The sequence below is a fragment of the Streptomyces africanus genome (assembly GCF_030816955.1).
Lineage (GTDB): Bacteria > Actinomycetota > Actinomycetes > Streptomycetales > Streptomycetaceae > Streptomyces > Streptomyces africanus.
In genome coordinates this window covers 4502383-4527542 of record NZ_JAUSYP010000001.1, presented here as the reverse complement: position 1 = coordinate 4527542, position 25160 = coordinate 4502383, and the positions used below count along the sequence as shown (strand labels likewise).

Genomic DNA, 25160 nt, shown 5'->3' with positions numbered 1-25160 from the left:
ACCCCCACCGTTCCGCGAGTGAACGGCATCGCAACTACCGCCGGGTAGTGGGGAGATCCCGTGGAAGGCGGCCCACAGGAGTGCTCGCCGTTCCCTTCCCCCTCCAGGTGAGCTAGAAACTTCAACGACCCAGCCCACACCACAGGGTGCTCGACGGCACACGCGCGCGCCCGAGGGGGAACCACCACAGTGACCGAACAAGCTCATGGACCGAGACGGTCCGGCACCCGCGCACACAGACGCTTCCCGCGTCTGAGGATCGCCATCGCCGCCGCCGTCTCCTTCGCGCTCGCCGGAACCGCCGCCCAGGCGATGGCCGGCCAGCCCGAGGACGGCGACGGGCAGCCGACCGTGCCGACCCTGTCCTGGTCCGACTGCCAGGGCGGCTTCGAATGCGCCAACGCCGACGTGCCGTTGGACTACCGCGACCCGCAGGGCAAGACCATGACCCTGGCGGTCATCCGCAAGAAGGCCCCGGACCAGGCCAGGAAGAAGGGCACGCTCTTCCTCCAGCCCGGCGGGCCCGGCAACTCCGGCGTGGACTTCGTGCGCGGCAACTACGCCGGCCTGCCCGCCGCCCTGCGCGACTCCTTCGACGTCTTCGGCTACGACGTACGCGGCGTCGGGCGCAGTTCGGCGGTCACGTGCTGGGACGACCCCACGTACACGCAGGCCGTCACCGCCGCCAAGGGCGCCCCCACCCCGGACGCCTACGAGACCGCCGTGCGCCAGGGCGCCGCGTTCGACCAGGCCTGCAAGGACAACGCGGGCGAGCTGGTGCCGTACGCGGGCACCGGGTACGTCGCCCGTGACATCGACCTGCTGCGTCAGGCGCTGGGCGAGGACCGACTGACCTACTACGGGCGGTCGTTCGGGAGCTACATCGGGACGGTCTACGCCGCCATGTTCCCCGACCGGGTGCGCGCGCTCGTCCTCGACGGCGCGTACGACCCCGAGCACTACGCGAACCACCCGTACGCCTACGACCGGCCCCAGTACCTGGCCCTGGACGGCGCGATGAGCCGCTTCCTCGACTGGTGCAAGGCGAACCAGGAGACGTGCGGGTTCGGGGACGGCGACCCCCGGGCCGCGTTCGAGAAGCTCAAGACCGACCTCGACGCCAACCCCGTACCGACCGCCAACGGCGGCCAGGCGAACGGCTACACCGTCGTCTACCGCCTCATGTTCAACATCAACGAGGGCAAGGTCATATGGCCCTCCCTCGGCCAGGCCCTGCGCAAGGCCCAGCAGCGCGACACCACCTCGTTCCTGCTCCGGCCGCCGTCCCCGGCCAGCTTCGACTTCCTCAACCCGAACATCGCGGTCGAGTGCGTCGACAAGGACTACCCGCGCAGCCCGGCCCTGCTGAAGCGGCAGGTCACCACGAACGCCAAGCTGGCCCCGCTGCTCGGCCCGGCCATGGCGTACGGCCCGCCGCTCTACGACCACCAGCACGCCACCACGTGCGCCCAGTGGACCGGCGAGAAGCCCAGCCGCTACGACGGTTCCTTCCGGGCGAAGGGCTCCGCGCCGATCCTCGTGCTCGGCACGACCGGTGACCCGGACACCCCGTACCAGGACGCGGTGGCCCTGTCCCGCACCCTCGACAACGGCCGGCTGCTCACCTTCCAGGCCGAGGGCCACACCGCCTTCGGGCGCAGCGCCTGCGCGACGGACGCCGTCACCGGCTACCTGGTGGACCTGAAGGTCCCGGCGCGCGGCACGAGGTGCGCGGACGAGACCCAGCCGCCGTCCGACCCGCCGAAGGTGGCCCCGCCGGGCACGACCCTCGGCGAGCTCCGCAACGGTGTGAGCGACCGCCTGGACCGCCTCGGCTCCATGCGCTGAGCAAGCCGCCGGCCGATGCGCTGACCGGCCGCACCGCGGCACCCCGGGTGCCGGGCCTCACCGGGCCCGGACCCGGGGTGTGCGCGTTTCCGGTGGTTCCCCCCTCTTGACCCCCTCTTGCGCGGACACGTAGAACTGCACTCGCAGAAACCGGTTACTACCACTTACCGCAAGGGAAGGCCCGTGATGAGAGCCTCTGGAGACCGGGAAGAGCCCGCCGCGGACGGACCGGCCGGCCGCCCGGCGCCCGCCTCCCGCCGGGTCGTGCTCAAGGGCGCGGCCGTCACCGCCGGGCTGGCAGCCGCCGGGATCGCCCCGACCCGGCCCGCCTACGCCGAGGACAACCCGCCGGACCGCCCGGAGAGCGTCACCGCCCGCATGGGCGGCACCTCCGTCACCCTGTCCCTGGTGGACGGCGCCCTGCGCTGGTCCGCCCGCCGCAACGGCCGCACGGTGATCGACACCTCGGCTCTGGGTCTCCGGCTCGGCGACGGCACCGTCCTCGGCGCCGACGTCCGGGTGGTCAGGCAGCGGTACGGCACCCACCGCACCACCTGGACCCCGGTCTACGGCCGCAACGCGACCGTCACCGACCACTACCAGGAACAGCGCTGGGACCTGGTCGACCGGGCCTCGGGCATCCGCTTCGGCGTCCAGATCCGCGCGTACAGGACCGGCGTGGCGCTGCGCTACCTCCTCCTCGACGAGGGCACCATCACCGTCGCCGACGAGCTGACCACGTTCGTCTTCCCCGACGGCACCACCGTCTACAGCGCCCGCGACGAGAACGCCTACGAGCCGGTCGCGCCGGGCTCCATACCGGTCACCGGCACGTCCACCACGGACAACGGCCCGCTCACCGACCTGCCCCTGACCGCCGCCCTCACCGGCGGGCTCATCGCCTGCGTCTGCGAGTCCTCACGGGTGGACTACCCGCGGCTGATGCTCGGTTCGGTCCCCGGCGAGCCGAACACCCTCTCCGCCTTCCTGATGGAGCACACCGCCCGCGGCACCGGCCCCGTGGAGACGACCTCCACCGTCACCACGCCCTTCGCCACGCCCTGGCGCGCGGTGGTGATCGGGGCCACCCACGCCGAACTCGTCGACAACGCCGAGCTGGTGCTCAACCTGGCGCCGCCGAACGCCCTCCCGGACACCTCCTGGATCAAGCCCGGCAAGGTCTTCCGCTGCGAGCTCAGCACCGCCGCGGGCCTGGCGGGCGTCGACTTCGCCGTGGCGCGCGGCCTGGAGTACATCGAGTACGACGCCGGCTGGTACGGCCCGGAGTTCACCACCCCGGACGCGACGACGCCGATCGCCGCGATCGACCTGCCGTCGGTCATCTCGTACGCCACGAGCAAGGGCATCGGCGTCTTCCTCTACGTCAACCGGCTCGCGCTGACCGACGCGGACTCCCTCTTCGGCCTCTACAAGAGCTGGGGCGTGCGGGGCATCAAGCTCGGCTTCATCAACGACGGCACTCAGTCGATGACGAACCAGATCATCGACTGGGCGAAGACGGCCGCGAAGTACCGGCTGCTGATCGACATGCACGACGACGTACGGCCGTTCGGCTACGAGCGGACCCACCCGAACTGGATCAGCCTGGAAGGCGTGCGCGGCAACGAGCAGTTCCCCACCGCCACCCACAACGTGACGCTGCCGTTCGCGCGCAACATCGGCGGCCCGATGGACTACACGATCTGCTACGGCCAGTCCCGCGACAAGACGACCAACGCCCACCAGATGGCGATGGCCGCCGTCTACTACCAGCCCCTCAACTTCCTCTTCTGGTACGACAAGCCGTCCAAGTACGACAACCCGGCGAACTGGCCCGGCCTGCCGTGGTTCAACGCCGTGCCGGTGACCTGGGACGAGAGCCGCACCCTGGCCGGGGAGATCGGCGAGTACATCGCGGTCGCCCGCCGCAGCGGCCCCACCTGGTACCTGGGCGCGATGACCAACGAGTCGTCCAGGACGCTGTCCCTGCCCCTGTCCTTCCTCGGCAGCGGCGCCTACACGGCGACGGTCTACGCCGACGGCACCCCGGGCTCCAGCCCGTTCAGGACCCCGGTCGTGGTCGGCACCCGGACCGTCACCGCCGCCGACACGCTCGACGTGGCCATGGCCCCGGCGGGCGGCCAGGCGGTGGTTCTGACGCCGAGCTGATCGGGAGCTGGTGGGGTTTTCCCCAGGGCCGGGATCCACCGGTCGGTGGACGGCAGGTTCAACCGAGTACCTCTGTCCGGCAACTGCCCAGCTCAGCCAGGCTTTCGGGCATGAACTCACTATCTGTGCGGGTGGCGCGCTGGAGTGCGCGGCATCCCTGGCGGGCGATCGTCGGCTGGCTGGTGTTCGTGGCCCTGTGTCTGGGGGCCGGCAGTGCCGTCGGCACGAACAGCGCGAAGACGGCGGACTACCGGGTCGGTGAGGCCGGCCGTGCCGAGGCCCTGGCGGCCGATGCGCATCTGGAGCGCAGGGCCGCCGAGCAGGTGCTGATCTCCTCCCGCTCGGGCGGTGCTCTCGACGAGGGCGCCGCCCGGGCCGCCGCGGACGACCTGACCGACCGGATACGGGGGCTGCCCGATGTGGCGGGCGTGGCCGGCCCGTTGCTGTCCGAGGACAGACGGATCCTGATGGTCGAGGTGGCGCTGAAGGGCGAGGAGCGGGACGCGAAGGACAAGGTCGACGCGCTCGTGGCGCAGACCTCGGCGGTGCAGAAGAGCCACCCCGGGCTGCTGCTGGAGGAGACCGGAAGTCCCTCCGTCAGCAAGGGAGTCGACCAGCAGCGCAGTGACGACCTGGCCCTGTCCGAGGCGATCACCCTGCCGGTCACCCTGCTCACCCTGCTGGTGGTGTTCGGGTCGGTCACCATGGCAGGGGTGCCGTTGCTGCTGGCGCTGTCGTCGATCGCGGCGGCGGTCGGGCTGTCCATGGTCGTCTCGCACATCTCGCCCGACGCCGGGGTCGGCACGAACGTCATCCTGATGATCGGCCTCGCGGTCGGCGTCGACTACACGCTCTTCTACCTCAAGCGGGAGCGGGAGGAACGGGCCCGCTCCGGCGGGCGGCTGTCCTCCGAGGCGCTGGTGGAGCTGGCCGCCGCGACCTCGGGCCGGGCGGTCGTGGTCTCCGGGTTCGCGGTGGTCGCCTCCACGTCGACGCTGTACCTGGCCTCCGACGTGATCTTCTCCTCCCTCGCGACCGGCACCATCGTGGTCGTCCTGGTCTCGGTGGCCAGTTCGCTGACGGCCCTGCCCGCACTGCTCGTCAGGCTGGGGCGGCGGGCGGAACGCCGGGCACTGCGGCGGGCGGAGCGCGGCAAGCCCGTACGCCGGACGCGGGGCGGGACGGGCGGCGGCCGGGTGTGGAGTGCTCTGCTGCGGCCCGCGGCCCGGCATCCCCTGGCGACCCTGTGCGTCTCGGTCGTCGCGCTCCTCGCCCTCGTCGTCCCGCTGGCCGGGCTGAAGATCACCGAGATGAGCCGGGACACGCACTCCCGCGACATCCCCGCGATGCGGGTCTACGACCGGCTCAACGAGGCCTTCCCGGAGCGGCGGGTGACCCACCAGGTCGTCGTGCGCGCCGACGCCACGCGGTCGGGGGAGGTCTCCGCCGCCCTGCGCGAGGTGGCTGGACGGGCCGAGGCCGACCCGCTGTTCAGCGGCGCCTCGCGGATCCGCACCTCCGCCGACGACCGCACCAGCGCCCTCGAACTGCGGGTGCCGTACCTCGGCAACTCCGACGAGGCGTACGACTCCCTGGACCGGCTCCGGGACGACTTCCTGCCCGCGACCGTCGGCCGGATCGCCGGCGCCGAGTACGGCGTGTCCGGGGACGTCGCCCGCTACGCCGACTATCCCGCCCACCAGAACGGCAAACTGCCCCTGGTGCTGGGCGCGTTGCTGCTGGTGACGTTCGCGATGACCGTGTACGCCTTCCGTTCGGTGGTGCTCGGGCTGCTCGGCGTCGCCCTGAACCTGCTGTCCGCCGCGGCGGCGCTCGGGCTGCTCGTGCTGGTTTTCCAGGGGACGTGGGCCGAGGGGCTGCTGGACTTCCGGTCCACCGGGTCGATCGGGTCGCGTGTGCCGCTGTTCCTCTTCGTGATCCTGTTCGGGCTGTCGATGGACTACCAGGTGTTCGTGGTGAGCCGTATCCGGGAGGCGGCGCTCGCGGGCGTGCCCACGCGGCAGGCCGTGCTGGACGGGATCCGTTCCTCGGCGAGCGTGGTGACCAGTGCGGCGGTGGTGATGACGACGGTGTTCGCCAGCTTCGTCTTCCTGCACATCATCGAGATGAAGCAGATCGGTTTCGTCCTGGCGGCGGCGGTGCTGATCGACGCGTTCGTGGTCCGGGTCATGGTGCTGCCGGCGGCGATGCTGCTGCTGGGCGAGGCGAGCTGGTGGCCCTCGCGCCCGGGGCGCCGGGTGACGGCCGGCCCGGAGGAAAAGTCGCCCGCCCGCCCGGCTGTCGACGTACGTTGACCGGCATGACCGCTCTCGCCGGGGCCGCCCCCGACGCCCTCTGGGCCACGTCACTGCGCCGCTGGAACACGGTGTGCTGGCTGCTGTTCGCCGTGATGGCCGTCGGGCTGGTCGCTATCGACCGGCCCGGCGGGAGCAAGTACGCGGCGCTGGCGCTGCTGGGCGGGGTGGTGCTGTCGTACGCGGTCGTGGACCGCTTCCCGGCCAATCCCGTCGTACGGCCGCACGTCTATCTGTCGGTGCTGGTGGTCGCGCTCGGCGGGCTGGCGTATCTGCGGGGCAACTACGCGGCGCTGTTCATGGTGACGCTGCCGCACTACTGGATGTTCGGGCGTACGCCGAGGGCCTCGATGGTGTTCCTGGGGCTCGCCGCGGCCGCCACTCTGGCCGCGAGCGTGCTGCGGCAGGACGGCTGGACGGTGGAGTTCTTCACCGAGACGCTCGTGTCCACGGTGCTCGTCGTCGCCGTGGGGGCACTCATCGGACTGTGGGCCCACTCGGTGGTCGGGCAGAGCGCCGAGCGGGCCCGGCTGATCACCGAACTGGAGCGGGCGCAGGCCGAGTTGCTGGAGGCACACCAGCGGCAGGGCGCGGCGGACGAGCGGGAGCGGATGGCACGCGAGATCCACGACACCCTCGCGCAGGGCTTCGCCTCGATCATCGTGCTGGCCGAGGCGGCCCGGGCCGGGCTCGACACCGAACCGGCGCGCAGCGCCCAGCAGTTGTGGTCGATCGAGGCGACGGCCCGGGAGAACCTCGCCGAGGCCCGGGAACTGGTCGGCTCGCCCCAGCGGCCCGGCCAGGCAGCGGCCGGTTCGGTGGCGCAGACCCTCCGCCGGACCCTGGACCGTTTCGCGGAGGACACCGGCCTGACCGTGGAGGCCGAGCTGTCGGACCTGGAGTGCGACCAGCAGACCCGGATCGCGCTGCTGCGCTGCACCCAGGAGTCCCTGGCCAACGTGCGCAAGCACGCCCGCGCCTCCACGGTCGGCGTGGTCCTGGCCCGGCAGCCGTACGGAGTGGAGCTCGAAATCACCGACGACGGGAGCGGGTTCGTCGTGGAGTCGTCGTCGGGCTTCGGCCTGGACGGCATGCGCAAACGGCTGGCGGAGCTGGGCGGGAGACTGACGGTGACGAGTTCGGTGGGCGACGGGACGCGGGTGCTGGCGCTGATACCGCCGACCGCCGCGGAGAGCGGGGCGACGGCATGACGGGCAGCTCTCTGCGCATCATCGTCGTGGACGACCACACCGTCATGCGGGCCGGAGTGGTGGCCCTCCTCGCCTCCGAGACCGGCATCGAGATCGTCGGCGAGGCAGGCGACGGCCGCGCGGCCCTCGGCCTCGTGGAGCGCCACGAGCCCGATGTCGCCCTGGTCGACCTGCGGATGCCGGTCCTGGACGGAGTGGCGACCACGACCGAGATCGTGACGCGCTTCCCCCGCACCCGGGTGCTGATCCTGACGACGTACGACACGGACGCGGAGATCGAGCGCGCGGTGGAGGCCGGGGCGATCGGCTACCTCCTCAAGGACACCACCCGTGAGCAACTGGCCGACGCGATCCACGCGGCGGCACGCGGCGAGACGGTGCTGGCACCCCGGGTCGCCGAACGGCTGGTCGCCCGCATGCGCCAGCCCGCCCAGATCCCGCTCACCGCCCGGGAGGCGGATGTCCTGAACGCGGTCGCGGACGGCCTCACCAACGCCGAGATCGGCCGCCGCCTCGTCATCGCCGAGGCCACCGTCAAGACGCATCTGCTGCGCCTGTTCGCCAAGCTCGACGTCAACGACCGCACGAGGGCGGTCGTGGTGGCGATGGAACGCGGGCTGCTGCACAGGCCTTGAGCCGTTGAGCCGTCAGGACCCGATGTCCACCACGCGGGCCCAGGCCGGGGGTGAGTCCGGGACGTACTCGGGGTTGGTCTCGTCGTAGGCATGGCTCTGGTAGCGGCGTGGGAACAGGCCGATCACCGTCCGGCAGGGAGGGCGGGTGGCCGGCCAAGGCGTCTGGCCGTCGGTCAGGGCCACGATGACGTCCGGGGCGGGGCGGGAGCGCAGGGCCCGGGTGAAGCCCGTGCGCAGGTCCGTGCCGCCGCCGCCCGTCAGCGGGATGCCCTCGGCACGGCACAGCGTGTGCACGAACCGGGCCGACGCGTCGCACGGCACCACCGTGACCAGGTCGCGCCGGCCGCCCACGGCCCGGGAGATCGCGGCCACCTCCAGGAGCGCGCTGCCCAGTTCGGCGTCGCTGACCGACCCGGACGTGTCGATGATGACGGACACCCGGGGCGGCCTGCGCCTGATGCTCGGCAGCACGGCCCCGGGCACGCTCGCCGAGCGGCGGGCCGGACGGCCGTAGGTGTAGTCCTCGCCCGCGCCCGGCCCGGACGCCGCCGAGCGGACCGCCGCGCCCAGCAACTCCCGCCACGGCTGGGGCGGGTGGAACGCCTCGTCGGCCCAGCGCCGCCACCCCTGCGGGGCGCTGCCGGGACGGCCCGTGATGCCCTGCGCGACCCGGAAACGGACGCCGTCCCGCTCCTGCTCGCTCAGGCCGTGCGCACCGTCCGGGCCGAGCTCCCACTCCCGGTCGAGGCCGTCGGCGCCGCTGCCGCAGTCCAGCCAGACCAGGTCGCTCATCCGCGGGCCGAGGCTGAACTGCCGCAGGTAGTCCTCCATCAACTGCCCCTCGGGCAGCCCCAGTGTCTCCGGATCGACAACGCCCTCCGGGCGGGCCAGCCCCTCGCCGTACACGTCGTCGTTGATCTCCAGGTCCGCGGCGATGTTCATCCGCAGCCGCTCCGCCGGGCCGCTCAGCCCGCGCTCCCGCGCGACCCGGTCGCCGCGCCCGTGGTGGTCGCGCAGCAGGTGCGACACCTCGTGCACCCATACGCCGGCCAGTTCCTCGACGGGCGTACGGTCAACGAACGCCGGCGAGACGTAGCACCGCCAGTACCGGTCGACGCCCATGGTCGGGACCCGCCGTGACTCGACGACGTGCAGGGCGAACAGGGCCGTCGCGAGATAGGGGCGGACTCGGGCGGCGTGCAGGCGGGCGGCGAAGAGTTTGGCGCGGTCGAGTGCGGCAGGAGTTCCGAGAGTGTCCGGCGCCGGGGGCGCGTCCGGCTCGTGCCCCGTCATCGGCGCGCCTTCGCCGCCGTCGGCGACTTGGTCCGGGCCGCCGCGTCGTCCGCCCGGCGGGACAGGGACACCACCCCGGCGAGGCTCTCGATCGTCGCCGGTACGTCCCAGTCCTCCCGGCGCAGTGCGGCGAGCGTGGTCGCGGGGACGACCACCACGTCCGGGGGTCCGCTCTGCGCCGCCCTGACCAGGAGCGCCCACGCCGCGTCCCAGCGGGACTTCTCCGGACGGCCGCGGACGGCGGCGACGACACCGTCCAGCGCGGCCTGGCGCAGATCCCCCCGCTCGGGCAGGACCGCACCGGCCGGGTCGGCCAGGAGCGTTTCCGGGTCCGGGAGGTCCATCCGGTCGATGCTCGCCAGCAGTTCCAGGCCCGGCCCGTCGCCGACGGTGCCGCGCACCAGCTGGGAGAGGACGTCCCGGGAGGAACCGGCGGCGGTCGCGAAGGCGGCCAGGTGCAGTGTCATCTCCCAGCTCCGGGGCGACGGCCAGGGCCCGCCCCGGCGGGTTTCGCCGCTGGGCAGCCGGTGCACGAGCCCGGGGCGTGCGCAGAGCAGCCCGCACACGGCACGCCGGGCGAAGGCCACGGCCTCCGGCAGCTTCCCGGGGTCGAGCCGGGGCAGGGTCGCCCGGGGCCAGGTCCCACCGAGCCCGCGTACGACGACCTCGGTGTCGTGGGCCCACTGGAGATGGACGAACCGGTTGGCGAGCGGCGGGCTCAGTTCCCAGCCGTCGGCGGCCGAGGACCGCGGGTTGGCGGCGGCCACGATCCGCACGCCGGGGGGCAGCCGCAGCGCGCCGATCCGCCGCTCCAGCACGAGCCGGAGCAGGGCGGCCTGGACGGCGGGCGGCGCGGTGGAGAGTTCGTCGAGGAACAGCAGCCCCCGGCCGGCCCGCACCAGTCGTACGGCCCAGTCCGGCGGGGCCATCGGAACGCCCTGTTCGGCGGGGTCGTCGCCGACGATGGGCAGCCCCGAGAAGTCGGACGGCTCGTGCACGCTGGCGATCACCGTGGTCAGCGGCAGGTCCAGGGCCGTGGCGAGCTGGGTGAGGGCCGCCGTCTTGCCGATGCCCGGCTCGCCCCACAGCAGCACGGGCAAGTCCGCGGCCACGGCCAGCGTCAGGGCCTCCAGTTGGGTGTCGGGGCGGGGTTCGGTGGTGGTGTCGCGCAGCAGGGACAACAGGTCGCCGGCGGTGTCGAGTTGCGTGGCGGTGTCCGGCTCGGTGGACAGGGTGCGTGTGGACATGTGATCACCTGGGGGTGTGAGTACGGGCGTGAGTGGGAGACCGGGCGGCCGGGGGAGCCGGGCGGAGGCCGCCGGCCCGGATGCCGGGGTCAGAAGAAGGAAGGTGCGGGGCGGGTGGCCGCACCGCGATGGCGGGAGGCGTTGAGGTCGCCGGGGCGCAGCCGCCCGGGTGAAGGCCCGTCCAGGCCCGCCCGGAACAGTCCGTAGGCGATGCGCCGCCGCGCCGCCGTCTCCAGCGCGTCCCGCAGCGGGCCGTTGCGCAGCACCGCCTCGGGGCCCAGCAGGCCCTCCACGACGGCCAGCGCACCGGCGACGTCGCCGTGGTCGAGGCGTTCGCGGACGCCGGTGAGGCAGTCGGGGCGGCGGTGTGCATCGTCGATGGCCCGCAGGCAGGGCAGCGGGGGCCCGCCGAGGGCGGCCAGCAGCTCCTCGCGCCGGATCTCGGCCGGGTCGTGGTCCAGCGCGGCGAGCACACCGTCGGCCAGACCGATCCGGTGCCGGGCGCCCCGGCACTCCACCAGCCGTGCATCACCGGCCCGTTGCGGCACCCGGGAGGTGCCGGCCGGCACCCGCTCCACCCTCAGCGCGGAAGCGACCAGCGGATGCAGCCGTCCGGCGTCGATCGCCCCGGCCCGCAGCAGTGCCAGGTCGGGCAGCACCCAGGTCGCGGCATCGGGCAGGACGGGCAGCGAGGAGTCGCCCCGGTGCCCGTACGCCGTCACGGCCCCGTCGGACAGGTCCAGCACGAGCCGCGTGCGCGCTGCGAGCCGCACACAGACCCTGCTGCTCGAAGGCCCTTCGGCACGCAGCAGGATCGCCGCCTCGGCGGCCCACCGGTCGACGGCCCCCTGGTGCCCCGGCGGCAGCAGGCCGGCCAGTTCCCTGTTCATGGCCGTATCCACAGCCGTATCCCCGGCCACGGCCGAACGGTCGTCACCGGAGGACCGTTCGGCCCCGCATCGCACCCCCAGTTCACCGGCGTGGCGCGCGTCCCACAGATGGCGGTGCAGGTCGAGACGGAACCGCCGGCTCGGACGGGGATGCGGATGACGGCGGTCGGCCGCCGCCGCGTGGGACGCGTCCCACAGGGCGAGGCTCATCCGCTGACCGGCGTCCGCCCAGGCCGGCGGCGTCCGCACCACGAGGTGCAGCGGACGCACGCCGTCCCGCCCGGCCGCGTCGTACCGGGCCAGGGTGACGGTCAGCCCCGGCCGCAGCAGCCCGTCGGGCGCGATCCTCGGCATGTGCCAGCGCAGCAGGTCGGGGGCCAGGTGACGAAGGTCCTCCCGGAGCCGGGCGGCGAGTTCTGGGCCGTGGACCCGGGCCACGGCACGCGGCTGGAGGTCGACGTCGACGCCCGCGGCGGCGCACGCGCCCGCCCAGTCCCCGGCACGGCGCCGGGCCGTCGCGGTCTCGATCATGGAGGGCGGCACGGCGAACTCGCGCACGCGCGGCCAGAAGGAAAGCGGCTCGCAGGAAAGCGGGGAGCCCCCGTTCGCGGTGTGGGTGAGCATCAGCACTCACCTGGCGCGGACGGGACCCCCAATCTGTCAACAGAGTGAGTCGTCATCGCCGGGATGCTATCGCCGCCGACTCCCTTGCGCAGCCGATTATTTCGCGGTTTGGGACTTCGCGGGCTTTGCCATCTCTTTACAACCCGCCCCCCGGCCGCCTCGTCTCTCCGTTCGACCCGTCACGCACCCCGCCCTTCACCGGGCGGGACCGACGAAGGAGAGCGTTCCCATGCGCCGAACCGTCCTCACCGCCCTGGCCCTCGCGGGCACCGCCGTACTCCTGGGCACCGGCCCCGCGTTCGCGAGCGAGGCGACGACCCCGAGCCCGGTCCCGACGGCCGCCGCGCCCACGCCCCGGCCGGCGGAGAGCGCCGAACCGACGGCCGCCCCCGCCGAGCCGACGCGCGCCCCGGCCTCCGCCCACCCGGTCCCGAGCGCCGAACCGACCCGGGCACCGGCCGGTGACCAGGTCTCCGTCGTGCCGAGCGGCGCGCCCGACACCGGTGTGACGAAGGAGTCCTCGGCCTCCGGCGTCGGCGGCACGGCGGTCGGCGCGGGCGCCGCCGCGGTGCTCGCCGTGGGCGGCGGGACGCTGGTCGTCGTGCGGCGTCGCCGGGCGACCGGGGCATGACCGCGTTCTCCAGGCGCGCGTTCACCACGGCGGCGCTGGCGTCCCTGCTCGCGGCCTGCGCAGGCCAGGGGACCAAGGGGACGGCGTCGGACTCCGGGACCACCGCACCGCGGTCGCGGTCCTCGCACCGGACGGTCCCGGCCGAGGATGCGCGCCCCCTGGCCCGTTCGGTCCCGGTCCGGCTGCTGGTCCCGGCCATCGGTGTCGACACCCCGGTCATCCGACTGGGCCTGGCCCCGGACGGCACCGTGCGGGTGCCGCCGGTGACGGCTGACGACCCGGCGGGCTGGTACCGGCACTCGCCGACGCCGGGCCAGACGGGCCCGTCGGTGATCCTCGGGCACGTCACGGTCGGCAGGTACGGCGACGGCGTCTTCCGCCGCCTCGCCGAGCTGCACCGCGGCGACCGGATCGTGGCGCGCCTGGAGAACGGCACGGCGGCGGAGTTCGCCGTCACGGCGGTACGGACCGTCCCCAGAACCCGCTTCCCGGCGGACGACGTCTACGGGAACGTGGACCGCCCGGAGCTGCGGCTGATCACGTGCGGCGGAGCGCGTACCGGCGACGGATACGCGGACAACGTGATCGTGTTCGCCGCGCTGAGCGGCGCCGAGACCCCCACCCCTGGAGAGCGTTGAAACGGTCCCGTGAGACGGCCGCGTCCGAGCTGTTCGCCGCCCTCTACCCGCGCCTGGCCGGCTGGTGCCGCCGTCTCGTCGACGACGACGAGACGGCGCACGAGATCGCCTCGGAGGCGTTCACCCGGCTCTGGGCCCGCTGGACGAAGGTGGAGGAGCCCCGCGGTTTCCTCTACGTCACCGCGGCCAACCTCGTGCGGGACCACTGGCGCAAACTGGAGCGCGAGCGAAGGGCCATGCACCGCGTCACCTCGGAAGCCGCCGTACGGGCCCACCCCGAGCAGGCCGACCCGTCGGTGCGCCTGCTCGTGCAGTCGCTCCCGGAACGACTCCGCGTCCCGATCCTCCTCCACTACTACGCTGACATGCCGATCCGGGAGGTGTCCGTGCTGACCGGGCGCAAGGAAGGAACCGTCAAGGCCGACCTGCACGCGGCCCGGGAACTGCTCCGCGTCCACCTGAGGAGAAGCCTTGACCACACGCCTTGACGACGATCCGGGCGACCGGGAGTCCGGCGCCGACGACCCGCTCGCCGTGATCCTGCGGCCGTCCTCGCCCGACTACCTCGGCGCGCGCCCCGGCCAGTACGAGGCGATCCGCCGCAGGGCGACCCGACGACGGGTGCTGCGCGCCGCGGCCGGGGCCGGCCTGTGCTGCGCGGCGGCGGCCCTCATCGCCCTCCCCCTGCGCTCCACGGCCCCGGAGCCCGCCCGCTCCCCGACGATCCCGATGGCTCCGCCCCCGGCGAGCACGGCACCGGCTCCCTCTCCCTCGGCGTCAACTCCTTCGCGTTCCCCTGCGTCTCCGTCCGAGGCCCCGGCCCCGGCGACGCCCCGCCCCGGCACGGACGCCCCGGGCGACGCCGCCCGCCCGACGGCCGTGCCCCGCCCCACGTCCGCCGTACCGACCCCGGCCCGGCCGGTCCCGTCGGTGACTCCGCCGGACACGGCTCAGAGGTCGGCCACCAGCAGCCGGTAGCCCATGTCGACGGCGTCGAGCGCGAGCAGCCCGGTGTGCCGGGTGTGCCGGCGGCCGCTCGTCAGGTCGTCCGCGAGCCGGGCCGGGCCGGGGGCGATGTCGTCGTCGCCGGTCTGGGCCAGCAGGGAGATCCCCGCCCGCACCCGCGGGTCGAGGTAGGCGTGGGGGCGGCGCCAGTACGCGGCGGCGTCGTCGAACGCCGCCGCCTCGGCGAGGTACTCCCGTACCGGCCAGAACCGTTCACGGAAGACGTCCTGATCTCAGGTCAGGACGACGACACGGAGCGATCGTGCGGGGCATCGGACCGCCCAGGCCCGACCGGAGGCCCGACGGCGTGAGGAAACCCGCCCCCGCGTACCCGGAACAGGACTCACTCCCGCTCAGTCTTCAGGAACGGTGTCATAGGTCGCCGTACGGGTCAGCCTGCCCGGCACCGTGCCCCTGGCGTCGCACTCTTTCCGCCACCTCGCTCTTCTCGGTCTCCCACCAGGGGCGCACCAGTTCGGGAGCCGGTCCGCCCGCGGGCTCCGGGGCCGCCGGGGCGAGTTCGCCGTCCAGCCGGCGGTCCAGTGCGGCCGACTGGGCGCGCTCGGCGCGGGCCCACTGGACGAGGATCGTCAGCAGGAAGGGCAGTGCGGTCAGTTCGGCGATGCCGAGCATGGCGCCGCCGCCGATCTGCTGGTCGTGGTGGACGTCGGGGGACCAGGGCGGCGCGTGGTGCAGGTACCAGGCGCCCGCGATCAGGGTGCCGTGCGTCATGACCACCAGGCCGGGGAGGGCGTCGACGATGCCGTCCAGGAAGACCAGGGCCGCTCGCACGGGGTGGGTGCACCAGGCGGGCAGGGCCTGTTCGCGGGTGAGCACCGGCAGGACGAACAGGCAGCCGGCCGCCAGCAGATGCAGGTACATCAACTCGTGCAGCCAGCCGACGCGCAGCGCGGTGGCGAAGTACGGCGTGAAGTAGACGGTCAGTTCCGTGGCCAGCACCAGGACCGTGCTGACGAGGGGGAACGTCAGGGTCCTGACCAGCCGGCCGGTCATGACCCGCCGCACCCGCTCCGCACCGCCCTCCGGCAGCGCCTCGACCGCGAGCCGCAGCGGGTCGCCGAGGGCGAGGCCCAGCGGCGCGAGCAGATCGAGGGCGACGTTCTGGACGGCGGCGGGCCAGAACAGTTCATGGTCGTAGACGGCCAGCCCGGACATCGTGGCCACGACGATCGCGCAAAGCCCGAGCGCGACGAACGCGGCGGGGCGCGCGAGCGGCCAGGAGCCGCCCCGGCCGCGGACCCGCGCGACGCCCCAGCCGTAGAGCGCGCCGAGGACGACGACCAGCAGCAGCGCGGGCACGTCCAGCCGCCAGGAGCCCAGCAGCCGTCCGGCGGTCAGCTCCGGCAGGTACCCGGCCGACAGTTCGTTCACGTTCACCGGGCGGACGGTAGCCGTCGAAGTTAAGGAGGCGGTCGGCGATGGGCCGTTCGTTCATGAACATGAATGAGAATCATGTACACGACTATTGACGCGTCCACGGCAAGCTCTTACGTTCCCAGAAAGCGCTTACTCCAGCCAGTCCCCTGCGTCCGATCTCACCCTGGAGACGAACGATGCACCTGAGACCAGTGATCGCGTCCGTCGGCCTCCTGGCCGGCAGCCTCGTCGCGCTGTCCGGGCACACGGCACAGGCGGCGACCGTCCGCTACGAGGCGGAGACCGCGCCGGCCGTCTGCTCCGGCGCCATCGAATCGAACTGGACCGGATACTCCGGCAGCGGGTTCTGCAACGGCGACAACGGAACCGGCGGCTACGCCCAGTTCACCGTGACCGCGTCCGCCGCCGGCACCGCGACCCTGAAGGTCCGCTTCGCCAACGGCACGACCTCCGCACGCGCCGCGAACATCGTGGTCAACGGCGCGACGGCCACCACCGCGTCCTTCGAGGGCACCGGCGCCTGGAACACCTGGGCCACCAAGACGCTCACCGTGCCGCTGCGGTCGGGCAGCAACACCGTCCGGCTCGCCCCGACCACCTCCGCCGGTCTGCCCAACATCGACTACGCCGACGTCGAGACGAGCGGCAGCGACCCGCAGCCCACCGGCCCGGTCCTGTACGTGTCCCCGAGCGGCACGGACAGTGCGGCCGGTACGGAGTCCGCTCCGACGACCCTCACCTCGGCGATCAACCGCGTCTCCGCCGGCGGGACGATCTACCTGCGCGGCGGCACCTACCGCTACTCCCAGACCGTCACCATCCCGGCGGGCAGGAACGGCACGTCCGGCGACCGCACGGAACTGTTCGCCTACCCGGGCGAGACCCCCGTGCTGAACTTCTCCGCCCAGGCCGAGGACCCGGCCAACCGCGGTCTCGCCGTCAACGCGTCGTACTGGCACGTCAAGGGCATCGTCGTCGAACGGGCCGGGGACAACGGCATCTTCCTCAGCGGCAGCAACAACGTCATCGAGCGCACGGTGACCCGCTTCAACCGCGACTCGGGGCTCCAGCTCTCGCGGGCGCTGTCCAGCACGCCCAAGGACCAGTGGCCGTCCAACAACCTGATCCTGAGCGCGGAATCGCACGACAACGTCGACTCCGACGGCGAGGACGCCGACGGCTTCGCCCCGAAGCTCACCGTCGGCCCCGGCAACGTCTTCCGCTACACCGTCGCCCACAACAACATCGACGACGGCTACGACCTCTACACCAAGACGGACACCGGCCCCATCGGCGCCGTGACCATCGAGGACTCCCTCGCCTACGACAACGGCACCCTCAGCGACGGCTCCCAGGCCGGCAACGGCGACCGCAACGGCTACAAGCTCGGCGGCGACGACATCGGCGTCAACCACGTCGTCCGGCGCAGCATCGCCTATCAGAACGGCAAGCACGGCTTCACCTACAACAGCAACACCGGCGCGATGCAGATCTCGGACAACGTGAGCATCGGCAACGAGCAGCGCAACTTCAACTTCGACTCGGGCAGCACGTCGGTGTTCCGGAACAACACCTCGTGCGACAGCGGGTCGAACGACCGGATCATCGGAAACTCCGACAGCTCGAACCAGTTCTGGTCCGGCTCGAACGGCTCCCGCTGCTCCTCCTACGCCGGGGCCCTGCGCTGGTCGTTCGGCTCGGACGGGCGGCTCGTCGTGACGTTCGGCGGCAGCCGGTAGCCTGGCCGTATGGCATGCACCGGCATTCCGCACTGCTTCCTCTGACACCGCGGTGAGGACGGCGACGTGAGTCGATCACGTCGCCGTCCTCGGCGTGCCCGCCGTCCGCGGGCGCCGACGACTCTCCGTTCACCGCCTGTATCCAGCTCGGCCGAGGCGCCTTGTCCCGCTGAGCTGTCGAGGAGCATCCATGCCGACCACTCCTGCGGGACCCGGCCGACACCGCCCGTCCGACCGCCTGCTGACCGTGCTGACCTGCCCCCTGTGCCCGTCGGGCCTGGAGCGCGCCGATGGCGCGCTGCGGTGCGGGCGTCGGCACACCTTCGACATAGCCCGGCACGGCTACGTCAGTCTGCTGACCGGCCACCGGCGGGCCGCGAGCGCCGACTCGGCCGACATGGTCAGGTGCCGCGGCGCGTTCCTCCGGGCCGGGCACTACGACCCGCTCGCCCGCACTCTCGCGAGGCTCGCCACGGAACTGGCCCCGCCCGACGCCGTCGTACTGGACGCCGGGGCGGGCACCGGGCACTACCTCGCGTCCGTCCTGGACGCGCTGCCCGGGGCCATGGGGCTCGGGCTGGACAGTTCCGCGCACGCCCTGCGCGCCGCGGCCCGGGCCCACGCCCGCGGTGAGGCCGCCGGGTGGGACGTCTGGCAGCCGTGGCCGGTCCGGTCCGGCTCCGCCCACCTCCTGCTCAACGTCTTCGCGCCCCGCAACGGGCCGGAGTTCCACCGTGTCCTGCGGCCGGACGGTGCCCTGCTCGTCGTCACGCCCAGCGACCGGCACCTGCGCGAACTGCGCCGGTCCGTGGGGCTGCTGGACGTCGACCCCCGGAAGGAGGAGCGCCTGCGCCGGACGTTGGCGGACCGCTTCCGGCACGAGCGGGCCGAGCCGCTGGAGTACACCATGAGCCTCACCGCCGAGGACGTCGCCGGTCTGGTGACGATGAGTCCGGCGGCACATCACGTCGGTGACGCGGAACTGCGGCACCGGGTCGGGGAGTTGGCGGTGCCGGTGCGGGTGACCGCCTCGTTCGTGGTGTCGGTGTACCGGCCTCGGGAACGTTAGGGCACTGTCAGGCGCCGGGCCGTGCGGCCTCGTCCATGCGCTGCTGCTGTGCCGTGGTGAGCGTGCGGATCATCAGGGCGGCGGTCCCGGCCGCCGCCACGATCACCACGTCGGCGGCGATCAGGGGCAGGACGTCGGTGTAGGCGCGGGCGATGACCTCGTCCGTGGAGTCGGCGTGGACGAGGCCCACGCCACCGGCCAGACCGACCAGCCACAGGCCCCACCACCAGTTCACGACGGTCGGCAGCGGCCGGTCGGGGAAGACGGACCGGTGGGCGTCCGCGACGATGCCCCGGGGTATCCACAGGTTCACGACGGGGACGATCCAGCCCGCGAAGAGCCAGGGATACGCGTACTGCGGCTCCGCGCCCGAGAGGGCACGGGCGTTGTCGCGCACGCGGTCCAGCCAGGACAGGAACGCGAGCGCGCAGACCACCGTGACGGCCCCGCCCACTGAGTTGACCAGGTGGTAGGAGTCCTCCAGCGCGGTCAGCGGGCGGTGTGTGCCGCCTCCCTGGTCCGGCGGGCCGGAGGCCGGCTGCCCGGCCAGGGAGAGCCGGAGGTGCCAGACCGCCCGGGCCGCCCACGCCAACGCGGCGAGGGCGAGCCCTGCGACGGCACATCGGGCCGCGCCACGGACGGGGCGCAGGGCGGGGGCGGGGCCCGGGGCGGGGGCGGGGGCCTTGTCGGTGACGGGTGGTTCCTGATCGTTCACCGGGTCATCCTGTCGTATCGCTCACCCGTTCGTGTTCCGAAGCCCCACTGCCCTGCCCTGCTCGTCCCACCGCACCTCCAGGACGTGGTCGACGGCGTCCCGGTCGAGGGGGCCGTACACATGCGGGAAGAGGGTGTCCTCGGCGACGCCGGGCGGCGGGGCCGGGTCCGCCGCCTCCCATTCCACCCGCGCGGTGAGGCGGGCCTCGTCGAGGGCGAGCACCAGCAGGGGCCGGGGCGCGTCCCGGTAGAAGGCGTTGACGACGGCGAGCGTGGTCGGCTCGTCCGGTGAGCAGTGCACGAAGCCCTCCTCGGCGAGGGAGCCGGGCGCGTACGGCCCGTCGGGGGCTGTCTGCCAGTCGGTGAGCGGTATGGAGTGGTAGATCATGGCCCCGTTATAAGCCACCGGGGGCCCGGGGGCCTCTAGAGCCCGAGGGCCGTGACGGTACGTGCGGTGGCTTCGGCGATCAGGGCGTTGGAGGGTTTGGCGTCGTAGCCGGGCCGGTCGGTCATGACGGCCAGGACGAGCGGTGCGGTGCGCGGTGGGCGGACGATCGCGATGTCGTTGGCCCGGCCGTAGTTGCCCGTGCCGGTCTTGTCGGCCACCTGCCAGCCCTTGGGGAGCCCGGCCCGGATGCGCCGGGCGCCGACCGCGGTGGCGTTGTGCGAGAGCCAGTCCGTCAGCAGGGCGCGTTCCCCGGTGGGCAGGGCCGTGCCCAGGAGCAGCGCGCGGAAGTCGGTGGCGACGGCGCGGGGGGTGGTGGTGTCGCTGGGGTCCTCCGGCCGCACGTCGTGCAGTTCGGGCTCGTAGTGGTCCATGCGGCTCACCCTGTCGCCCAGTCCTCGCAGATAGGCGGTGAGCTGCGCGGGGCCGCCGAGGTCGCGCATGAGCAGGTTGCCTGCCGTGCCGTCGCTGTAGCGGACGGCGGCGTCGCAGAGTTCGCGCAGGGTCATGCCGGTCGTGACGTGCCGTCCGGTGACCGGCGTGGTGGACTTCAGGTCGGCCCGCGTGTAGGTGACGCGCCGGTCCAGGCCGGCCAGGGAGCGGTGGTGCAGGACGGCCGCCGCGGCCAGGGCCTTGAAGACCGAGCAGAACGCGAAGCGCTCGTCGGCGCGGTGCACCGCCGTGGCGCCGGTGCCGGTCGCGAGGGCGTAGACGCCGATGCGGGCGCCGTACTCGCGCTCCAGGTCCGCGAGGCGCGGGCGGCGGGCGGGCGGGGCGGGGGTGCGGCGGCTCGGCTCCGGGGTGGGCCGGGCACTCGTGGCGGCTCGGTCCGCGCGGTCGGTGTCCCGGCCGCCCGTGCCGCAGCCGGCCAGGGGAAGTAACGCCGCGGCGGCCAGGACGGCGCGGCGGGACGAGGCGGGCCCGTCGACGGACATGCCTGGTGCTCCTCTCATCGAGCAGGCGGCGGACGACCGGCCCGGCCGAGCCGCCGCCTTCACCGGGCCGGGTCGCTGATCAGGGCGGGACGTCAGAACTCGGGCCGAGAGCCGGGACTCAGAGCTGGAACTCCGCCGGCGACAGCCCCAGCGCCGCGCAGGCCTCGCGCAGGACCTGCGCCTCGGCCTGGGAGAAGTGGCCGTCCGCACCGGCGATGACCATGCCGGTCTGGATCACGGCCCTGGCCTCGGTGGGCTTCTTGGCGGTCTTGGCGATCTCCTGCATGGCCTCGGCCTTGCCGTGCTGGAAGTTCATCGTCAGCTGGTCGACATGCTTGTTGAAACGCTGCCGCAGCTGCTCCGGCGGGAAGTTCTGGAGGACGTCGTTGCTGAGGATCATCGACTCGACCTGCTGCCGCTCGGCCGGGTCCACCTGCCCGTCGGCCGCGGCGACCAGGGCGCAGACCGCCATGCTCGCGTCCCGGTACGCACCGCTCTTCAGCTCCGTCTTCAGCGAGCCGAGCTGGGTCTTCAGCACACCGATCAACTGGGCCTTGCTGCCGCCGCCGGACCGCGTGCCGCCGCTGTGGCCACCGCTGTGCCCGGCGGTGGCCCCTCGCCCGCCCTGGTTCTGCTGGAGAGCCTTGGCCTGGTCCTTGAGCCGGTCCCAGACTGCCATGGAGTCACCTCGGTAATCGTCGGAAGTCATCTCGCGAACCCGCTCCCGCGCGCTCACCGGATCAACGCCCGACCCCCGGGCAAAGGTTCCGCAAAACGCGCCCCTCTCTCACCATCTGCTTCTCTCGCCGCCGAAACGGCGACTGCCCGCCCCCGGTGACCGGGTGCGGGCAGTCGCGGTGACGTGTTGTCAGCCGCGGTGACGTGCGGACAAGGCGCTGTCCCGCCGCGTCACGCGCCGTCGCGCGAGCGGAGCTTCAGGCGCGGGCCGAAGCGGAACGCCACGAAGCCCGCCGCGGCCAGGGCCGCGGCCGCCGCGAGGAGGATGCCGATGCCGCCGGCGCCGGTCGAGGCGAGGCTGCCGCTGTCGAGGTTCGTCGACGTGCCGCCCGTGGTCGAGGAGCCGGTGCCGCCGGTCGTGCCGGACGTGCTCGTGCTGGGCGACGGGCTCGGGCTGGCCGAGGGGCTCGGGTCGGTCGAGGGGCTCGGGGACGGCGATGCGGACGCGTCACCGGGGACGACCTCGACGGCGAACTGGGTCATGGCCTCGCCGACCGACGCGGCGACCGTGTAGGTGCCCGTGCCCTCACCGGCGGTCAGGGTCGGGGCCGTGGCCTCGCCCGAGTCGTCGGTCCTGACGCGGACGACCTGCTCGCCGTCCTCGAAGCGGGGGGCGTCGTCGCTGTCGTCCTCGACCCGGAACTCGACCTCCGTACCGGCCGGTGCCGTGGCACCCGACTTGACCACGCGGGCCTGGAGGGCCTCCTCGAAGGCCTCGCCCTGTTCGGCGCGCTGGTCGTCACCGCCCGCGACGCTCACGGTGTAGGCCGACTTGCGCACCTTCACGGTGAAGACCGTGGAGGCGCCGCCGGCCTCGGCGCGGACCGCGAACTCGCCCTCCTTGCCGGTGCCCGTCTCGAGCGGCGCGGACTGGGCGCGGCCCCGCGCGTCGGTCGGCACGGCCAGCTCGGTGGTGTCGGCACCGTCCTTGACGAAGAAGAAGGCGCCGAGCTTGTCCGGGTCCTCGACCGTGAAGGTGACGGAGGCGTTCTCGACCGGGTTGCCGGCCTTGTCCCGGACCACCACGGCCACCGGGTCCGCGCCGCCGCCCGGCTGGGTGGTCTGGCCGGCTCCGGAGACCTGGGTCAGCTCCGCGATCGCGGGGGTCTTCCACTGGAAGACGATGCGCCCGTTGCCGGAGCGGTCGGTGTTGACGCCGCCCTCGGCGATGCCGCCGCGCACCGGCTCGCCGGAGGGCTGCCAGAAGGGGTCCGTCTTGGCGGGGGCCACCGTGCGGTCGCCGCTGAGCAGCCGCGCGCCGGTCACCCGGTCCGCGTCGACGTAACTGCTGCCGCCCGCGCCGCTGCCGGTCGCGCCCCGGTCGTCGTCCGTGCCGCCGCCACCGCCGCCGCCGCCCGCGTAGCCGGCGCCGCCGCCTCCGCCCGCGCCGCCCGAACCGGAGCCGCCCGCGCCGCCCTTGCCGCCGCCGGAGGCGTCGGCGCCGGAGGAGCCGTTGCCTCCGCCCGCGCCGCCGGTGTCCCCGGCCGCGCCCTTGCCGCCGCGCTCGGACTCGGTGTCGTCCTGGCCGCGCTCGCCGCCACCGGGGCCGCCCTGGCCGGCGTCCAGGCTGCCGTAGCCGGCGCCGCCGCCACCGGCGGCGATGAGCAGCGGCTTGCCGTCGCTGGTGCGGACGCCGCTGCTGTTGCCGCCGACCGCGCCGTACTTGTCGCCGCCCGCGCCGCCGAGCGCGTCACCGAAGCGCTCGACGCCGACCGCGAGCGACAGCCGCTCCCCGGGCGTGACGCTGAGCGTGCCCGCGGTGTATCCGCCCGCGCCGCCGCCTGCGAAGGGGGTGCCCTCGCCGCCCTGGCCCCAGGCCCGCACGTCCAGCGCCGTGACACCGGCCGGGACCTGGAACTCCTCGCGGGCGCCCGTCGGATCGAACAGCCGGCAGCCGGAGAAGCCCTCCGTCGGCGTGCAGGTCTTCCCGGCGAGGACCGCGCTGCCGGCGGCCGTGGCGCCCGGCGCGCCCGTCAGGGCGGTGGCGGCGGTCAACGCCACGAAGCCCAGGGCCGCCGCGCCACGCCGGAATCTGGCGCGGCGCAGCACGACGGAACCGTGATCCATCAAGGAAACTCCCCCACTTGTCACAAGCTCCCCCCCAGGGAGCCCGGAAACGCTCGATCAGAATCGAACACAACTAGTGGGACAGCTGACCAAACTTGAGGCTCCTGGTCAACTGAGAATGGTCGATTCCGGGCAACCGCTTGCTGAGCCCGTCACGGGCGTCTTCCGGGCTCACGAGACCGGCCCCGGGAGCGGATTCGGGAGCGGTCCCGGAACCGGCCGGGCAGAGGGCGCGGACGACGTACGCGTACAGGGCGTCGTCGACCGCGTGCGGCTTCGGGCGGCCGTTCTCGTCGACGCTCTGATACTTCATCAGGTTCTGCGCGAGAGCGACCTGGCGCTTGCCGTCCCGGCTGGACAGCGCGGTCATGCCGGCGCCGAACACCGCGCCGTCGTGGCCCCAGAAGCGGCCGCAGCCGGGCAGTTCCAGCGCGTAGATGCCGAGGCCGTAGTCGAGGCCGCTCACCGGGACCGTGCGCGTCATCTCGTCCAGGGCGGCCTTGCCGATCAGCTTCCCGCCGAGCAGGGCGCGGTAGAAGCGGTTCAGGTCGTCGGTGGTGGAGACGACCGCGCCCGCCGTGTACGCCCAGGACATGTCGTAGACGCTGTAGTCGCGCGGCGGGTCGATCAGGCCGTAGAACGACTCGTACATCCGCGGGTGCGGGCCCTTGATGTACGGGGTGCGCGGGAAGGACGTGTGGCGCAGTCCGGCCCGGTCGATGACGTTGCGGGTGATGTGCTTCTCGGCGTCCTGGCCGGTGATCTTCTCCAGGAGCAGCCCGGCGATGACGTAGTTGGTGTTGGAGTACGAGCCGGGCAGCTCGCCCGGGCGCCCGGTGGCGGGGGCCGCGAGGCCCAGCCGGACCAGTTCCCCCGGGCGGATGGAGCGGAACCGCTCCTCGTCGAGGCTGGCGGTCGAGCCCTTGGCGAGGGAGGGGAAGGCGCCCAGGACGTAGTCGCCGATGTGGCTGGTGTGGTTGAGGAGCATGCGGACGGTGATCTGCCGGCCGCGCTCCCCGGGTATGAGGTCGGGGAGGTAGTCGCCGACGGGCGCGTCGAGGCGGAGCCGGCCGCGCTCCACCTGCTGGAGCAGGGCGACGGAGGTGAAGGTCTTGCTGATGCTGCCCACGCGATGCCGCATGCCCGGGGTGACGGGGCGCCCGTTCCGCACGTCGGCGACGCCGGAGGCTCCGGTCCACCGCTCGCCGCCGTCCCTGACGGACGAGAAGACGCCGTACATGCCCGCCTCGTGGATGGCGTCCAGCGAGTCGCGCAGGGCGGTTCTGTCGAGTGACGTTCCGTCCACGGGCCCCGCGGGCGGCGCGGCCGGGCCGGCGTGAGCGGGCGCGGTCAGCACGGCGGTGGTCGTCAGCAACGTGCTGCCCAGGACGGTTCCGAGAAGCCGGGCGATACGCAACGGCCTTCCCCTTCCTCGGTGTTGAAAAGGTCGGGGTCATCGTCACGGGAAGCAGATGCGGCTTACATCCACCCACGGGATGATCGTTTATCGGCCGGTCGAGGGCAGAGTTGACCACAAGTGGCCTTGATT

22 protein-coding genes are annotated in these 25160 nt (G+C 73.3%); 11 read left to right on the top strand and 11 right to left on the bottom strand.

All coding sequences use genetic code 11. The annotated features are described in order from the left end of the window. Nucleotides 1-189: 189 nt before the first annotated feature. From QF034_RS21015 to QF034_RS20995, 5 genes are all read left to right on the top strand, one after another. On the top strand, nucleotides 190-1848 hold the full coding sequence (locus QF034_RS21015; protein ID WP_307176412.1) for an alpha/beta hydrolase: 1659 nt from the start codon (nucleotides 190-192) through the stop codon (nucleotides 1846-1848). 186 nt (nucleotides 1849-2034) lie between these two features. Continuing rightward, nucleotides 2035-4017 carry a glycoside hydrolase family 97 protein gene (locus QF034_RS21010; RefSeq protein WP_307176411.1) on the top strand — a complete coding sequence of 661 codons (1983 nt, stop codon included), beginning with the start codon at nucleotides 2035-2037 and terminating at the stop codon, nucleotides 4015-4017. A 110-nt stretch (nucleotides 4018-4127) separates the two neighbouring features. Beyond that, on the top strand, nucleotides 4128-6332 hold the full coding sequence (locus tag QF034_RS21005; RefSeq protein ID WP_307176410.1) for an MMPL family transporter: 2205 nt from the start codon (nucleotides 4128-4130) through the stop codon (nucleotides 6330-6332). A 5-nt stretch (nucleotides 6333-6337) separates the two neighbouring features. Beyond that, nucleotides 6338-7543 (top strand): sensor histidine kinase, encoded by a 1206-nt coding sequence (locus tag QF034_RS21000; RefSeq protein ID WP_307176409.1) that lies wholly within the window; start codon nucleotides 6338-6340, stop codon nucleotides 7541-7543. Further along, entirely contained in the window at nucleotides 7540-8178 is a 639-nt protein-coding gene (locus tag QF034_RS20995) for a response regulator (protein WP_307176408.1), read from the top strand. The genes QF034_RS21000 and QF034_RS20995 overlap by 4 nt, the downstream gene beginning before the upstream one ends. Before the next feature lie 12 nt (nucleotides 8179-8190). On the opposite strand, the gene QF034_RS20990 is transcribed toward QF034_RS20995, so the two are convergent. The 3 genes from QF034_RS20990 to QF034_RS20980 form a co-directional block, all read right to left on the bottom strand. Continuing rightward, entirely contained in the window at nucleotides 8191-9471 is a 1281-nt protein-coding gene (locus QF034_RS20990) for a vWA domain-containing protein (protein ID WP_307176407.1), read from the bottom strand. Then, entirely contained in the window at nucleotides 9468-10718 is a 1251-nt protein-coding gene (locus tag QF034_RS20985) for an AAA family ATPase (protein ID WP_307176406.1), read from the bottom strand. The genes QF034_RS20990 and QF034_RS20985 overlap by 4 nt, the downstream gene beginning before the upstream one ends. Before the next feature lie 89 nt (nucleotides 10719-10807). Further along, nucleotides 10808-12232: a hypothetical protein gene (locus QF034_RS20980; protein WP_307176405.1), complete on the bottom strand. Its 1425-nt coding sequence runs from the start codon at nucleotides 12230-12232 to the stop codon at nucleotides 10808-10810. 229 nt (nucleotides 12233-12461) lie between these two features. Here QF034_RS20980 and QF034_RS20975 point away from each other — a divergent pair, with 229 nt between their 5' ends. Genes QF034_RS20975 through QF034_RS20960 form a run of 4 tightly spaced genes read left to right on the top strand, consistent with a single transcriptional unit; the run spans nucleotide 12462 to nucleotide 14479 of the window. Further along, the gene (locus tag QF034_RS20975; protein ID WP_307176404.1) at nucleotides 12462-12863 is read left to right on the top strand and encodes a sortase-dependent protein; all 402 of its coding nucleotides are present in this window, start codon (nucleotides 12462-12464) and stop codon (nucleotides 12861-12863) included. Next, complete coding sequence (locus tag QF034_RS20970) at nucleotides 12860-13501, top strand: class F sortase (RefSeq protein WP_307176403.1); 642 nt, start codon at nucleotides 12860-12862, stop codon at nucleotides 13499-13501. The genes QF034_RS20975 and QF034_RS20970 overlap by 4 nt, the downstream gene beginning before the upstream one ends. Beyond that, nucleotides 13498-13989 carry an RNA polymerase sigma factor gene (locus QF034_RS20965; protein ID WP_307176402.1) on the top strand — a complete coding sequence of 164 codons (492 nt, stop codon included), beginning with the start codon at nucleotides 13498-13500 and terminating at the stop codon, nucleotides 13987-13989. Before QF034_RS20970 ends, QF034_RS20965 begins: the two co-directional genes overlap by 4 nt. Continuing rightward, nucleotides 13973-14479 carry a hypothetical protein gene (locus QF034_RS20960; protein WP_307176401.1) on the top strand — a complete coding sequence of 169 codons (507 nt, stop codon included), beginning with the start codon at nucleotides 13973-13975 and terminating at the stop codon, nucleotides 14477-14479. Before QF034_RS20965 ends, QF034_RS20960 begins: the two co-directional genes overlap by 17 nt. Here the strand turns inward: QF034_RS20960 and QF034_RS20955 are convergent. Further along, nucleotides 14452-14622 (bottom strand): hypothetical protein, encoded by a 171-nt coding sequence (locus QF034_RS20955; protein ID WP_307176400.1) that lies wholly within the window; start codon nucleotides 14620-14622, stop codon nucleotides 14452-14454. The genes QF034_RS20960 and QF034_RS20955 overlap by 28 nt on opposite strands. 256 nt (nucleotides 14623-14878) lie before the next feature. Further along, nucleotides 14879-15898: a cytochrome c oxidase assembly protein gene (locus QF034_RS20950; RefSeq protein WP_307179936.1), complete on the bottom strand. Its 1020-nt coding sequence runs from the start codon at nucleotides 15896-15898 to the stop codon at nucleotides 14879-14881. Between the two features lie 182 nt (nucleotides 15899-16080). Between QF034_RS20950 and QF034_RS20945 the strand changes: the two genes are divergently transcribed. Together QF034_RS20945 and QF034_RS20940 are read left to right on the top strand one after the other, a co-directional pair. Beyond that, nucleotides 16081-17643 (top strand): right-handed parallel beta-helix repeat-containing protein, encoded by a 1563-nt coding sequence (locus tag QF034_RS20945; RefSeq protein ID WP_307176399.1) that lies wholly within the window; start codon nucleotides 16081-16083, stop codon nucleotides 17641-17643. Nucleotides 17644-17833: 190 nt separating this feature from the next. Then, complete coding sequence (locus QF034_RS20940; RefSeq protein ID WP_307176398.1) at nucleotides 17834-18712, top strand: putative RNA methyltransferase; 879 nt, start codon at nucleotides 17834-17836, stop codon at nucleotides 18710-18712. A 7-nt stretch (nucleotides 18713-18719) separates the two neighbouring features. Here the strand turns inward: QF034_RS20940 and QF034_RS20935 are convergent, their stop codons facing one another. The 6 genes from QF034_RS20935 to QF034_RS20910 all read right to left on the bottom strand — a co-directional run bounded on the left by QF034_RS20935 (nucleotide 18720) and on the right by QF034_RS20910 (nucleotide 25028). Next, nucleotides 18720-19427, bottom strand: a complete 708-nt coding sequence (locus QF034_RS20935) for a DUF4328 domain-containing protein (protein WP_307176397.1) — start codon at nucleotides 19425-19427, stop codon at nucleotides 18720-18722. Between the two features lie 21 nt (nucleotides 19428-19448). Further along, nucleotides 19449-19814: a DUF952 domain-containing protein gene (locus QF034_RS20930; protein WP_307176396.1), complete on the bottom strand. Its 366-nt coding sequence runs from the start codon at nucleotides 19812-19814 to the stop codon at nucleotides 19449-19451. Between the two features lie 35 nt (nucleotides 19815-19849). Further along, complete coding sequence (gene bla, locus QF034_RS20925) at nucleotides 19850-20806, bottom strand: class A beta-lactamase (RefSeq protein WP_307176395.1); 957 nt, start codon at nucleotides 20804-20806, stop codon at nucleotides 19850-19852. 118 nt (nucleotides 20807-20924) lie between these two features. Beyond that, the gene (locus QF034_RS20920; RefSeq protein ID WP_086565370.1) at nucleotides 20925-21485 is read right to left on the bottom strand and encodes a tellurite resistance TerB family protein; all 561 of its coding nucleotides are present in this window, start codon (nucleotides 21483-21485) and stop codon (nucleotides 20925-20927) included. A 230-nt stretch (nucleotides 21486-21715) separates the two neighbouring features. After that, entirely contained in the window at nucleotides 21716-23611 is a 1896-nt protein-coding gene (locus QF034_RS20915; RefSeq protein ID WP_307176394.1) for a hypothetical protein, read from the bottom strand. 73 nt (nucleotides 23612-23684) lie between these two features. Further along, nucleotides 23685-25028: a serine hydrolase domain-containing protein gene (locus QF034_RS20910; RefSeq protein ID WP_307176393.1), complete on the bottom strand. Its 1344-nt coding sequence runs from the start codon at nucleotides 25026-25028 to the stop codon at nucleotides 23685-23687. Between the last annotated feature and the right edge of the window lie 132 nt (nucleotides 25029-25160).